Here is a 13,227-nt window from a genome sequence, read left to right as displayed (position 1 = left end):
GGGGGCGGGGGGCGGCCGGGAGGCTGAACGCATGACGACGAACACGGATGTGACGACGGTACTGGTGACGGCGGCGACGGGGAAGACCGGGCGCCGGGTGGTGGAGCGGCTGGCCGGACGGGGCCTTGAGGTGCGGGCCGGATCGCGCGGCGGCGGGACCCCGTTCGACTGGGAGCGCCCGGAGACCTGGGGGCCCGCGCTGGACGGCGCTGACCTGGTGTACGTGGCGTACTACCCGGACCTGGCGGCGCCCGGCGCGGCGGAGGCGCTCGGCGCGTTCGGCCGGCTCGCCGCCGCCGCGGGGGCGCGGCGGGTGGTGCTGCTGTCGGGGCGCGGGGAGGCGGAGGCCGTGGCGGCCGAGGAGGCGCTGCGGAACGCTCTGGGCGGCGGGGTGGAACTGGCCGTCGTACGGGCGGCGTTCTTCGTCCAGAACTTCACCGAGGGCTTCCTGGCGGAGGGCGCGGCGGCCGGGGAGTTCGCCTTCCCCGCCGGGGCGGTGGCGGAGCCGTTCGTGGACGCCGGGGACGTGGCGGACGTGGTGGTGGCGGCCCTGACGGAGGACGGGCACGCGGGCGCGGTGCACGAGGTGACGGGGCCCCGGCCGCTGACGTTCGCGGAGGCGGCGGCGGAGATCGGCGCCCTGGCGGGCCGGGAGGTGCGGTACGTCCCCGTCTCCGAGGAGCGGTACGCGGCGGAGCTGGCCGGGCACGGGTGGCCGGAGGAGCAGGCGGCGTGGCTGGCGGGGCTGTTCGCGTCGCTGCTGGACGGGCACAACGCGTCGGCGACGGACGGGGTGCGGCGGGTGCTGGGGCGGGAGCCGCGGGGCTTCGCCGAGGCGCTGGGGGCGGCGCCGGGGCCGCTCGCGCCGGGCGCGGTGGCGTAGGGCGGGACGCCCGGCCGGGGCCGGGCCGGGATCGGGATCGGGATCGGGCGGGTCGGATCGGGCTGGGCCGGGGCCGGGGGGAGGATCGGGCCGGGCCGGGCCGGGCCCCGGCGGGCCGGGCCGAGGCCGGGTCGGGCCGATCGGGTCGGGCCGATCGGGTCGGGCCGAGGCCGGGTCGGGATCGACCGGGTCGGGCCGATCGGGCCGGGATCGGCCGGGCGACGCGGCGGTGGCGGCGGGCAGGGTCCCGGCCGGGCGGGGGTGCCAGGGGCACGGGACGGCGCGGCGCGGCGGGCCCGGCTGCGGGGCAGGGAGGGCGGGGCCCGCCGCCCTCCCCCGGCGGGGCGTCAGGACGCGCCGTGGGCGTCGGCCAGGGCCTCGACGTGGGCGGCCAGCGCGAAGTCCCGCTCCGTCACGGCGCCGCCCGCGTCGTGGGTGTGCACCGACAGCGACACGCTGTCGTAGCCGAGGGTCAGGTCGGAGTGGTGGTTCATCTCCTCCTGCACCCGGGCGATGTGCACGACCATCGCCGCCGCCGCGAAGTGGCCGGCCAGGCGGTACGTACGGGTGAGCCGGTCGGCCTCGAAGGCCCAGCCGGGCAGCTCGCGCAGCCGGTCCTCGATCTCCTCGTGCGGCAGCGGTCCTGCGGGCATGTCCCGTGCTCCCTTCCGGTTCGGCGCCGACGGCGGCGGCGCTCCCGACCCTACGGTCCCGGCCGCCGCCGCCCGCCGTCGACTCGGCCGTCTGGGCTACCGTCTGGGGTATGACGACAGTGGCGACGGTCACGGGAGTGGGGGCCCTGCTGCGCGAGTGGCGGGAGCGGCGGAGGCTGAGCCAGCTCGAACTGGCGCTGCGGGCGGGCTCGTCGGCGCGGCATGTCTCGTTCGTCGAGACGGGCCGGTCACGGCCGAGCGAGGAGATGGTGCTGCGCCTCGCCGAGCACCTGGAGGTGCCCGTGCGGGAGCGCAACGCGCTGCTGCTCGCGGCGGGGTACGCGCCGAGGTACAGCGAGTCGGCACTGGACGCCCCGGAGCTGGGCCCGCTGCGCGAGGGCATCGACCGGCTGCTGGCGGGATACGACCCGTACCCGGCGGTCGTGGTGGACGGCTCGTACGCGGTGCTGGCCTCGAACGGGGGCGCGGGACTGCTGCTGGAGGGGCTGCCCGGCCATCTGCTGGAGGCGCCCAACGCCATGCGGATCACCCTGCACCCGGAGGGCCTGGCGCCGCGCATCCGGAACCTGCCGGAGTGGCGCGGGCACCTGCTGGCGCAGATGGAGCGGCAGATCGCCCTGGACCGGTCGGAGCCGCTGCGGCGCCTGTACGAGGAGGTGGCCGCGTACCCGGTGCCGGGCGGAGACGGCGGGGGCGCGGCGGGCGGCGGGGAGGAGGCGGGGCGGCACCCGTACTTCGCGCTGCCCCTGCGCATCGAGGCGGCCGGGCGGGTGCTGTCGTTCGTCTCGTCGATCTCGACGTTCAACACCCCGATGGACGTGACGGTCGCGGAGCTGGCCATCGAGACGTTCCTCCCGGCCGACGCCGAGACCGCCGCGTTCCTGCGCTCGCTGCCGCTGCCGGCGCCGCCGGCGGGCTGACCGGCCGGCGGCTGTCCGGTCACCTGCCGGCGGGTTCGGCGCGTGGCCGGCGGCCGGCCGCACACCGGTACGGGCCGGGACCGCCCGGCCGGCCGGGCGGTCAGCGGGCCCGCAGGGCGGTCCACTGCAGCACCGCGAACCCGGCGACCGTCAGTGCCTGGACCGGGATCCACACGGCCCCGGCGGTGGTGGGCTCCAGCCAGGCGAGGAGCGCGACGACGCTGAGGGCGGCCCACACCGCGTTGGCGTCGACCACGGCGGTGACGGCCGCGGCGGGCGGGCGGCGCCGCGAGGCCAGCGCCCCGACGGCGGCGGCGAACACGACGAGGAAGACGCCGAGGCCGGACAGGAGCCCGGCGTCGACGCCCAGCAGCCTGCCGAGCGGGCCGGACGCGGCGACGTAGGCGGCTCCGTTCGCGCCGGTGACGACCGCGTCGAGGGCGAGGAAGCGCCGGAGCATCGCGTGCGGTTCGGTGGTGCGGGACAGTCCGGCGAGCAGGGCCTGGGACATGGCGGATCACCCTCCAACGGGGTCGTGCGGTCACGGGGGCGGTACGGGACCCTCGGCGGCCCGTCGCGCACCACCACCCTGACGGGCACGCGCGCGGGGGTCGATTACGTGGGGGGTAATGGCCGGAGGCCGGGGACCGCGTACGCGGGGGCGAGGGCCGGAGGCCGGGGTCCGCGCCGGGCCCGTGTCCGGGCGGTGACGGCCGACGGGCTCCGGGCCCGGGGACGGGCACCGGGCGCCGGGCGGGTGAGGGCCCTTGCCCGCCGGGCGGGTGGGCACGGCCCGTGCGGGCGGGACGGGCGGAGTCGGGGACGTGCGCGCCGGGCGGGCAGGTGCCGGGACGAGCGCGCCGGGCGGGTGGCGGCCGGGACGTACCGGCGGTGGCGGCCCGGCGGGTGGCGGCCCGGCGGGGCGTCGGGAGCGGGTCCGTCACCCGGTCGGCGGGGCGCGTGAAGCTGCGCTGTGGGCCCGCTTAAGAAAACCTCGATGGACGCGGGCCGTCCGCCGTCGGCAGATTGGTCGCGTTCACCGCACTTTCCGCCTGTCCCGCCTGGAGCCGCCGCGATGAAGGCCCTTGTCAAGCAGAAGGCCGAGCCCGGCCTGTGGCTGATCGACGTCCCCGAGCCCGAGACGGGGCCCGGAGACGTGCTGATCAAGGTGCTGCGCACCGGCATCTGCGGGACCGACCTCCACATCCGCGCGTGGGACGGCTGGGCGCGGCAGGCGGTGTCGACGCCGCTGGTGCTCGGGCACGAGTTCGTCGGCGAGGTGGCGGCGGTCGGCCCCGACGTGCGGGACATCGCGGTCGGCGACCTGGTCAGCGGCGAGGGCCACCTCGTGTGCGGCAAGTGCCGCAACTGCCTGGCGGGCCGCCGCCACCTGTGCCGGTCGACGATCGGCCTGGGCGTCGGCCGGGACGGGACGTTCGCCGAGTACGTGGCGCTGCCCGCGTCCAACGTGTGGGTGCACCGCACGGAGGTGGACCTCGACATCGCGGCGATCTTCGACCCGTTCGGCAACGCCGTGCACACGGCGCTGTCGTTCCCGCTCGTCGGCGAGGACGTCCTGATCACGGGCGCCGGGCCGATCGGCGTCATGGCGGCGGCCGTCGCCCGGCACGCCGGGGCGCGCAACGTCGTCGTCACCGACGTGAGCGAGCCGCGCCTGGAGCTGGCCCGCAAGGTCGGCGCCACCCTCGCGGTGAACGTCGCGGAGACGGGCATCGCGGAGGCGCAGAAGCGGCTCGGCCTGCGGGAGGGCTTCGACGTGGGCCTGGAGATGTCCGGCCGGCCCGAGGCGATGCGCGACATGGTCGCCAACATGACGCACGGCGGGCGCATCGCCATGCTCGGTCTCCCGGCGGAGGAGTTCCCCGTCAACTGGTCGAAGATCGTGACGTCGATGATCACGGTGAAGGGCATCTACGGCCGGGAGATGTTCGAGACCTGGTACGCGATGACGGTGCTGCTGGAGGGCGGCCTCGACCTGAGCCCGGTGGTCACCGGCCGGTACGCGTACAAGGACTTCGACACGGCGTTCGACGAGGCGGCCACGGCCCGCAGCGGCAAGATCATCCTTGACTGGACCGCCTAGCACCCGCGCCCCCGCCCCGCCCCCGTACCACCTTCCAAGGAGCACCCTGATGTTCACCTCCGTCCGCGACGAGCTGCGCACCGCCCTCGACGAGATCCGGGACGCCGGGCTGTACAAGCCGGAGCGGGTCATCGGCTCCCCGCAGTCGGCGTCGGTCGCCGTGACGGCGGGCGGCGCCCCCGGTGACGTGCTGAACTTCTGCGCCAACAACTACCTGGGCCTCGCCGACCACCCCGAGGTCGTCGCGGCGGCCAAGGACGCCCTGGACCGGTGGGGCTACGGCATGGCGTCCGTGCGGTTCATCTGCGGCACGCAGGAGATCCACAAGGAGCTGGAGCACCGGCTGTCGGCGTTCCTCGGGCAGGAGGACACGATCCTGTACTCCTCCTGCTTCGACGCCAACGGCGGTGTCTTCGAGACGCTCCTCGGCCCCGAGGACGCGGTGATCTCCGACGCCCTGAACCACGCGTCGATCATCGACGGCATCCGCCTGTCCAAGGCAGCCCGGTACCGGTACGCCAACCGCGACATGGCGGAGCTGGAGGCACGGCTGAAGGAGGCGGCGGGCGCCCGGCGCCGGCTGATCGTCACGGACGGCGTCTTCTCGATGGACGGCTACGTCGCGCCGCTGCGCGAGATCTGCGACCTCGCCGACCGGTACGGGGCGATGGTCATGGTGGACGACTCGCACGCCGTCGGCTTCGTCGGCGCGGGCGGCCGGGGCACCCCCGAGCTGCACGGCGTGATGGACCGCGTGGACATCGTGACGGGCACCCTCGGCAAGGCCCTGGGCGGCGCGTCGGGCGGCTACGTGGCCGCCCGCGCCGAGATCGTGGAGCTGCTGCGGCAGCGCTCCCGCCCGTACCTGTTCTCCAACTCGCTCGCCCCCGTGATCGCCGCCGCGTCGCTGAAGGTGCTGGACCTGCTGGAGTCGGCGGGCGACCTGCGCGAGCGGCTGGACGCCAACACGAAGCTGTTCCGCACCCGGATGGCGGAGGAGGGCTTCGAGATCCTGCCCGGCGACCACGCGATCGCGCCCGTGATGATCGGCGACGCGGCGAAGGCGGCGCGGATGGCGGAGCTGCTGCTGGAGCGCGGTGTGTACGTGATCGGGTTCTCGTACCCGGTCGTGCCGATGGGCCAGGCCCGCATCCGGGTGCAGCTGTCGGCGGCGCACTCGACGGCGGACGTGGAGCGGGCGGTGGCGGCCTTCCGCGACGCCCGCGCGGCGATGGAGGGCTGACACCCCGGGCCGCGCGGCCGGGCCGGGCGGGCCGCGGGCCCGGCCGGCCCGGCCGTGTGCGCCGCACGTGCACGTGGGCTCCCGCGGGCACGTGGGCTCCACGTGCCCGTGCCCGTGCGCTTGCCCGCCGGGGCCCGGCCGGGCGTCCCGGCGGGGTGCGGGCGGGGGTGCGCGGGCGGGTGACAATGGCAGGGTGATCGACCCCCGCCGGCTGCGCATACTGCGGGCCGCGGCGGACCACCGCACGGTGACCGCCGCCGCAGCAGCGCTGTACCTCACGCCGTCCGCCGTCTCCCAGCAGCTCGCCGCACTGGAGCAGGAGACCGGCCACACCCTGCTGACCCGCAGCGGCCGGGGCGTCCGGCTCACCCCCGCCGGGGAGATCCTGCTGGAGCACGCCAACGAGGTGCTGGCCCAGCTGGAGCGGGCCGAGGCGGAGCTGGCCGCGTACGCGGACGGGACGGCCGGCGAGGTCGCGGTGGCGGCGTTCGCCACGGGCATCGCGGAGGTGCTGGCCCCGGCGATCGGCCGGCTGGCACACGAGCGTCCGGGCATCCGGCTGCGGGTGCGGGACGCGGAGGGCGACGAGTCGCTGCCGCTGGTCCTGGACGGCGAGGCGGACCTGGCGCTGGCCGTCGAGTACCGGGGCGCGCCGCGCGACGGCGACCGGCGGCTGGTGCGGGTGCCGCTGTACGCGGAGCCGTTCGACGCGGTGCTGCACGCGGGCCATCCGCTGGCCCAGTCCCCGGAGGTGGCCCTGGCCGCGCTCGCCTCCAGCGACTGGATCGGCCAGTCACCGGGCAACCCCTGCCACGACATGGTGCTGCTCGCCTGCGAGCTGGCCGGTTTCGAGCCGCGGCTGGTGCACGCGTCGGACGACTTCCGCGCGGTCGTGGCACTGGCCGGGGCGGGCGCCGGCGTGGCGCTCGTGCCGCGCTCGGCGCTGCGCGGCATCGAACTGAAGGACGTGGTGGTCCGGCCGGTGGCGGGTCCGGCGGCGTTCCGGCGGGTGTTCGCGGCGGTACGGCGCGGGGCGGAGGACCATCCGCTGATCCGGCCGGTGCTGGACGCGCTGGCCCGCGCGGCGGCGGGTCTGTCGGCGGACGGCCCCACCGCCTGACGCGGCGGCGGGCTGGGGCGGGGCGGGGACGCTCAGGCCGACGCGGGGGTACGGGCCGGGCGCGGGCCGGGCGGGACCGGGCCGGGCCGGGCCGGGCCGGGCGGGGTGTGCGGGGTGCGCGCGGGCCGGGCGGGGTGGGGGTGCGGGGCGTGGGCGGTGGCTCAGCGGGCCCGCGCCGCCGAGGCCGCGCCCTGCCCGTCGTCGGCCACGTGGCCGCCGCCGCTCCCCTCGCCGTCGCCCGCACGGACCTTCCGGGCCGACATCCACGCGTACACGAGGACGCCCGCGAAGAGGAACAGCACGCCCTGGTAGACGGCGGCGTACCCGGAGCCCGCGACCAGCCACATGGAGAAGCCGAAGGCGAGCGCGGCGAGCACGCCGTCGCGCACCAGCCGGCCGCCCTGGACGCGGTCGCGGCGGCCGGACAGCAGGAAGTGGATCTGCGCGGCCGTGGACAGCAGGTAGGGGACGGTCGCCGTGAAGGTGGTGACCAGCACCAGCGTCTCGAAGACGCCCTCGGAGCCGGCCGTGTAGTTGTAGACCGTCAGCAGGGAGGCCAGGACGACCGTGACGAGGACGCCGACCGTCGGCACGCCCCGCCTGCGGCGGGAGAAGGCCCGCGGGAACAGCCCGTCGCGGGCGGCGGCGTACGGGGTCTGGGCGCTCAGCAGCGTCCAGCCGTTGAGGGCGCCGACCATCGACACCAGGGCCATGCACGCCACGGCCGCGCCGCCCCACGTACCGCCGAACATGGCGTCGACGGCGTCGGAGAACGGCGCCGAGGAGCCGACGAGCCGGTCGTGGGCGACCGTGCCGAACACGGCGACCGTGCCCAGCAGGTACAGCACGGCGGCGCCGAGCGTGCCGAGCACGGTGGCGCGCCCGACGTTGCGGCGCGGGTCGCGCACCTCGCCCGCGCTGACGGCGGCCGACTCGACGCCGAGGTAGCTGAACAGCAGGATCGCCGCCGACGCGGACACCGCGCCGAGCGCGCCCGAGCCGCTGCCCTGGAACGGCCCCAGGTTGTCCGCGTCGAAGAAGAACAGTCCGGCCACGGCGACGAACAGCAGCGGGACGAACTTCAGCACCGTGGCGACGAGCTGCACCGCGCCGACGTACCGGGTGCCGGCCAGGTTGGCGAGGGCGGGCAGCCACTGCACCAGCAGCGCGGCGGCGACGGTCGCGGCGACCGAGCCGTGCAGCGGCAGCAGCACGTCGAGGTAGCCGACGGCGGCCACGGCGAGGGCGGCGTTGGAGACCCAGGTGGTGATCCAGTACGACCAGGCCGACAGGAACCCGGCGAAGTCGCCGAACGCCTCGCGGGCGTACACGTACGGGCCTCCGGTGCGCGGGTGCCGCTCGGCGAGCCGCCCGAAGACCAGGGCGAGGGCGACGGCGCCCGCGGTGAGCACGGCGAACGCGACCAGGCTGATCGTCCCGTAGGGCGCCACGGACGCGGGGAGGAGGAAGATCCCGCCGCCGATGATGTTGCCCATGACCAGGGCGGTGGCGACGGGGAGGCCGAACCGGCGGGCGTGCCTGCCCCCGTCGCCGTGGCCGTCGTTCCCGGGGCCGCCCTTTCCGGGGCTGCCGTCCGCGGTGGCACCGGGGGTGGGGGGCCGCTGGGTGTCCTGCCCGGCGTCCGGGGTGAGGGCCGTGCTCATGAGGGGTGATGCGCCTTTCTCCGTACAAACGTTCACCATGCTGGCGTACGGCGGAACAGCGCTCCAAATCACCCGTCTTCGTCCGGCGGCCCCCCGCCCGCAACCGGAAATCTTCCGTCCGTTTGTGAATGCGGCGGCGATTCCTGCGCGGAGTCCGCCGCCACGGCGGGACGATGCGCCGGGCGCCGCCGGGCACGGGGCTCCCCGCCGTCGCCCCCTTCGCCGTCCGCCTCCCGGCCGTCCGCCTCCCGGCCGTCCGCCTCCCCACCGCCGGGCCCACCGCCGCTGGGTTCACCGCCGTCGGGCCCACCGCCGCGGGCCTCACCCTCGCGGGCCTCCGCCAGCCAGCGCCGCAGCACCCGGTGGACGGCCTCCGCGCCCACCAGCCCCCCGGCCTCGCCCACCGGCGAGGACAGCTCGCGGGGCCACATCAGGAACGCCTCGGACTGGCCGCCGCCGAGCCCGCCGTGCGAGCCGATCTGGTCCTCGAAGGCGTGCACCCGGTCGGTCTCCGGGTCGTACATCGAGTTGACCATGATGTCCGCGACGTGCGGGAACGTGTCCGTGCGCCGGATCGCCGCGGCCGTGCCCGGCCCGAACGCGGCGAGCGGCCCCGCCCCGTCGGCCAGCTCGTCGACCGGCGACTCGAACCCGTCCCCGCCCAGCACCACCGAGCCGTGCCGTTCGGAGCGCACCAGCACGAAGCCGATCCCCGGATGGCCGGCGAGGGTCCGCAGCAGCCCCGGGTACCGCTGGTCGATCTCCTCCCGGGACATCCGGTGGGAGACGTCCGGGAACGAGACGAGCCCCAGGTTCCCCGACGCCAGCACCACCGGGCCGGCCCCGCGCGCCGGGCGCTCACCGCGCCGCTCCCCCTCCACCGGCCGGTGCAGGGCGCTGCGCAGGGCGTTGCGGGCCTCCGCGCCGCTGGCGCTGTGCCGGGCGCGCCGGGACACGGGCAGGCCGCAGCCGGCCCGTACGAGGTCGCGCAGCGTCAGCCCGTACGCGCTCTCGAAGGTCTCGCCGAAGCTCTGCCCGTGGTCCGACAGGAGCACGATCCGGTACGGGCGGGGCGCGTGCGCGGCGGCCTTCGCGATCAGCTCGACGGAGCGGTCGAGGCGGGCGAGGACCTTCGCCGCGTCGCCGCTGCGCGGCCCCGAGTGGTGGGCGACCTCGTCGTACGCCACGAGGTCGGCGTAGACGGCCGTCCGCCCGGCCAGGACGTCGCCGAGGACGGCGGCGACCACCACGTCCCGCTCGACGACGGTCGCGAAGGCCCGCACGAACGGGTACGCGCCGCCGCGCGGTACGCGGGGCGCGTCGCCGCGCAGCCGGGCGGCGAGCGCCTGCCCGGTCTCCCGGACGAGCTCGGCGGCGAAGGACACCGCGGTGCGGGTGGCGTTGGCCGGGTCGCGGAAGTACGCGAAGTACCCGGCGCGGGAGCGGGTGCCCGGACCGCGCCTGGCGGAGACCGAGAGCACCAGGGCGAGCTGCTCGGCGCCGCCGCCGAAGAGGTTGCCCCGGCTCGCCCCGTCCTCGGCGAGGAGCCCGGGGCCTCCGGTGCGGGCGGCGGCGCGGCGCTGGAGCTCGACGGCGCTGGCGGGCCGGTTGCACACCATCAGGCGGCCGGTGTCCTTCTCGTACCAGCGGAACGCCGGCACGTCGTGGTTGGTGCCGTGGAGCAGGGCGAGCTGGCTGGCGCCGGTCTGGCTGGACCAGTCGGTGCGCCACGGGGCGAGGCGGTGCGTGGTGCCCGCCCAGGCGGCGAGCGTCGGCATGGTCCCGGCGTCCATGGCGTCACGCAGCACGTCGTGGCCGACCCCGTCGAGCTGGAGGAAGAGCGTGCCGGGAGGGGTGCCGGGGCCGGTCCTCGCGGCGGTGCGGCGGCGGCGCCCGGCCAGCCGGTACAGGCGGCGGCCGTACGCCTCGTCGTCGCGTACGGCGAGGGCCGTGGAGGTCGCGGAGGCCACGGCCGACATGACGGCCGCCACCACGACCGCGTTCTGCGGGTCGGCCTCGCCGCGCCCGTCGGGGATCAGCCAGAGCGCGAGGAGGAGCAGCGAGCCGTTGAGGAAGAACACCAGCACGCCGAGGACGAGCGCGGGGACCAGCAGCAGCGCCCGTACGACGAGGGGCCACACCAGCGCGCCGAGCAGCCCGAAGGCCCCCGCGCCCCAGGCGGCGGTGACGGCGGTGCGGGTGGCGCTGTCGCCGTCGTCGGACTGGAGCTGGAAGTCGGGCAGCGCGCCGGCCAGGAGGAGCAGGGTGAGGGTCGAGACGGCCCACACGACGACGACCCGCAAGGCGGCGCCGCCCACCGACTTCCACCGACCGACGCCCACACCGTCCGCCTTTCGCCGCTTTGGTCCGCGGCCACCAGCGTGGCACACCGCGTCCGCCCGGCGGCCGGCCCCGCCGCGCGGACGCGCGCGCGGACCCCGGTACGGGCGGGCGGACGGCGGGTGCGGGTCGCCTGGGCGCCAGGCACCGGCGGGCGGGCGCGGACCGGTGGGTAAGTGGGTGGGCGCGGGTCGGCGGGCGCGGGTCGGTGGGTAGGCGCGGGTCGGTGGGGGGTGGGTGGGTCGCCGGGTGCCGGCGGCTGGGTGCGGGTCGGCGGGCGGTGGCGGCCGGGCAGGGAGGGGCCGGACCGGCGGCCGGGGGCCCGGGGCCTGGGCCGGGGCCGGGTCAGCGGCCGTCGTAGCCGGCCGTGGGCATGGAGAGGCGGCGGTGCACGCGGGCCTTCATCTCCGCGTCGTACGCCGGCTCGTGGAGCCCGGCCGTCTCCAGCCGCACCCCGCGCCGCTCGCACTCGGCGGTGAAGTCCCGCGCCGAGGTGACCGCCCGGGCCAGCACCCGCTCGTTCGGCGCGACGAAGAGGTCGACGGCGCCCTCCTCGACGTCCGCCCACAGCGTGCGGTGGTCGGGGCGCAGTCCGTAGCACAGGAGGGTGCGGCTGACGACATAGCCCCTGCCGGCCGCCCACCGCTCGCACATGGCGTGCTGGCTGCGGGTGTCGACCAGGAACGGGTCGCTGTCGAGCTCGTCGAGCGGCGTCAGGCTGGCGATCGCCGCCACGCGTACGTCGTCCATGGGGCGACCCTACTCCCGGCGGCTGCCCGCCGGAGGCGCTCCCGCTCTACGCTCGTGGCATGGAGGTCACCTGGTGGGGCCACGCCACCTGCACCGTCGAGGACTCCGGCGTACGCGTGCTGACGGACCCGCTGTTCGTGCCCCGGCTCGGGCACCTGCGGCGGCGCCGGGGCGCGCTGCCGCCGCCCGAGGCGGCGGCAGCGGACGTGGTGCTCGTGTCGCATCTGCACGCCGATCACCTGCACCTGCCGTCGCTGGCGCGGCTCGCGCCCGGCACGCGTCTCGTGGTGCCGCTCGGGGCGGTCCGCGCGGTGCCGGGGCTGCGGCGGCTGACCGGGCTGCGGATCACCGAGGTGGCCGCCGGTGACGAGGTCAAGACGGGTCCCGTGGCCGTACGGGCGGTGCCGGCCGCGCACGACGGGCGGCGGCTGCCGGTGGGGCCGCGCCGCTCCCCCGCGCTCGGGTACGTGATCGCCGGCGCGGCCCGCACGTACTTCGCCGGGGACACGGGCCTGTACGACGGGATGGCGGCGGCGGTCGGGGCGGTGGACGTGGCACTGCTGCCGGTCGGCGGATGGGGGCCGTTCCTGGGGCACGGCCACCTCGACGCGGGGCGTGCCGCGCGGGCGGTGGCGGAGCTGGCGCCCGCGGCGGCGGTGCCGGTGCACTACGGCACGTACTGGCCGATCGGGCTGGACGCGGTGCGTCCGCACGAGTTCCACGCGCCGGGCGGCGAGTTCGCTCGGCTGGCGGCGCGCCGGGCGCCGGAGGTGGCGGTGCACCTGCTGGGGCACGGCGAGAGCGTGCGGCCGGGGGCGGGGCGGTGACCGCGGGGCTGCTGGGGCAGCTCGCCGTGGAGGAGACGCACCGGGCGGTCGCCTATCCGTCGCTGTTCCTGCTGGTCGCGCTGGGGGCGCTGGTGCCGGTCGTGCCGACCGGGGCGGTGGTCAGCTCGGCGGCGGTGGTCGCCTACCACCAGTCGGCGCCGCTCGCGCTGCCCGCGGTCTTCCTGGTGGCGGCCACGGCGGCGCTCGCCGGGGACTCGGCGCTGTTCTGGCTGGGGCGGCGCGGGGTGGTGTCGCGGGGCGGTTCGCGGTGGCTGGACGCGCTGCGGGCGCGGGCCGACCCCGAGCGGCTGGAGCGGGCGCAGACCAGGCTGCACGACCACCGGGTGCCGGTACTGGTCGTGTCGCGGCTGGTGCCCGCGGGGCGGATCCCGGTGATGGTGGCGTGCCTGCTGGCGCGGATGCCGCTGGGCCGGTTCGTCCGGGCCGACGTGCCGGCGGTGCTGGCGTGGGCGGCGGCGTACCAGCTCATCGGTGTGGTGGGCGGGTCGCTGTTCCCGTACGCCTGGCAGGGTGTGGCGGTGGCGGTCGCCCTGGCGCTGCTGGTGAGCGCCGTGCCGAGGCTGTGGCGGTGGGCGCGGAGGGGCCGGCGGCGGACCGGCGCGGGTGAGGCGCGCGGAGGGTGAGGCGCGCGGAGGGTGGGCGGAGGCGCGCGGAGGGGGGCGGGCGGCGTGGCCGGGGGGT

General features: G+C 77.1%; 12 protein-coding genes. 7 read left to right on the top strand and 5 right to left on the bottom strand.

What is annotated here, in order from left to right:
- The first annotated feature begins 31 nt into the window (after positions 1-31).
- Positions 32-883, top strand: a complete 852-nt coding sequence (locus CP974_RS26435) for a Rossmann-fold NAD(P)-binding domain-containing protein (protein ID WP_037937239.1) — start codon at positions 32-34, stop codon at positions 881-883.
- A gap of 347 nt (positions 884-1,230) precedes the next feature.
- On the opposite strand, the gene CP974_RS26430 is transcribed toward CP974_RS26435, so the two are convergent.
- Positions 1,231-1,536, bottom strand: a complete 306-nt coding sequence (locus tag CP974_RS26430; RefSeq protein ID WP_031129980.1) for a 4a-hydroxytetrahydrobiopterin dehydratase — start codon at positions 1,534-1,536, stop codon at positions 1,231-1,233.
- Between the two features lie 110 nt (positions 1,537-1,646).
- Here CP974_RS26430 and CP974_RS26425 point away from each other — a divergent pair, with 110 nt between their 5' ends.
- Positions 1,647-2,477: a helix-turn-helix domain-containing protein gene (locus CP974_RS26425; RefSeq protein WP_031129981.1), complete on the top strand. Its 831-nt coding sequence runs from the start codon at positions 1,647-1,649 to the stop codon at positions 2,475-2,477.
- Between the two features lie 100 nt (positions 2,478-2,577).
- Here the strand turns inward: CP974_RS26425 and CP974_RS26420 are convergent, their stop codons facing one another.
- Positions 2,578-2,988: a hypothetical protein gene (locus CP974_RS26420; protein WP_031129983.1), complete on the bottom strand. Its 411-nt coding sequence runs from the start codon at positions 2,986-2,988 to the stop codon at positions 2,578-2,580.
- Positions 2,989-3,552: 564 nt separating this feature from the next.
- On the opposite strand from CP974_RS26420, the gene tdh reads away from it, so the two are divergent.
- From tdh to CP974_RS26405, 3 genes are all read left to right on the top strand, one after another.
- Positions 3,553-4,581, top strand: coding sequence for an L-threonine 3-dehydrogenase (gene tdh / locus CP974_RS26415; protein WP_031129984.1), 1,029 nt, complete (start codon positions 3,553-3,555; stop codon positions 4,579-4,581).
- A 49-nt stretch (positions 4,582-4,630) separates the two neighbouring features.
- Positions 4,631-5,824 (top strand): glycine C-acetyltransferase, encoded by a 1,194-nt coding sequence (locus tag CP974_RS26410; protein WP_031129985.1) that lies wholly within the window; start codon positions 4,631-4,633, stop codon positions 5,822-5,824.
- Between the two features lie 193 nt (positions 5,825-6,017).
- A complete protein-coding gene (locus CP974_RS26405; RefSeq protein WP_031129986.1) occupies positions 6,018-6,944 on the top strand; it encodes a LysR family transcriptional regulator in 927 nt (308 codons plus the stop codon).
- Between the two features lie 161 nt (positions 6,945-7,105).
- On the opposite strand, the gene CP974_RS26400 is transcribed toward CP974_RS26405, so the two are convergent.
- The 3 genes from CP974_RS26400 to CP974_RS26390 form a co-directional block, all read right to left on the bottom strand.
- Positions 7,106-8,608 carry an amino acid permease gene (locus CP974_RS26400; protein ID WP_051840068.1) on the bottom strand — a complete coding sequence of 501 codons (1,503 nt, stop codon included), beginning with the start codon at positions 8,606-8,608 and terminating at the stop codon, positions 7,106-7,108.
- A gap of 68 nt (positions 8,609-8,676) precedes the next feature.
- Positions 8,677-10,950: a phage holin family protein gene (locus CP974_RS26395; protein ID WP_078915912.1), complete on the bottom strand. Its 2,274-nt coding sequence runs from the start codon at positions 10,948-10,950 to the stop codon at positions 8,677-8,679.
- A 343-nt stretch (positions 10,951-11,293) separates the two neighbouring features.
- Complete coding sequence (locus CP974_RS26390; protein ID WP_031137164.1) at positions 11,294-11,698, bottom strand: hypothetical protein; 405 nt, start codon at positions 11,696-11,698, stop codon at positions 11,294-11,296.
- A gap of 59 nt (positions 11,699-11,757) precedes the next feature.
- Here CP974_RS26390 and CP974_RS26385 point away from each other — a divergent pair, with 59 nt between their 5' ends.
- Together CP974_RS26385 and CP974_RS26380 are read left to right on the top strand one after the other, a co-directional pair.
- Positions 11,758-12,525 carry an MBL fold metallo-hydrolase gene (locus tag CP974_RS26385; RefSeq protein WP_031137161.1) on the top strand — a complete coding sequence of 256 codons (768 nt, stop codon included), beginning with the start codon at positions 11,758-11,760 and terminating at the stop codon, positions 12,523-12,525.
- Positions 12,522-13,169: a DedA family protein gene (locus CP974_RS26380; RefSeq protein ID WP_037940148.1), complete on the top strand. Its 648-nt coding sequence runs from the start codon at positions 12,522-12,524 to the stop codon at positions 13,167-13,169. The genes CP974_RS26385 and CP974_RS26380 overlap by 4 nt, the downstream gene beginning before the upstream one ends.
- Positions 13,170-13,227: the final 58 nt, after the last annotated feature.

The organism is Streptomyces fradiae ATCC 10745 = DSM 40063, assembly GCF_008704425.1.
In the GTDB taxonomy this organism is placed as follows: Bacteria; Actinomycetota; Actinomycetes; order Streptomycetales; family Streptomycetaceae; genus Streptomyces; species Streptomyces fradiae.
This window is presented reverse-complemented; position numbering and strand designations above follow the sequence as displayed.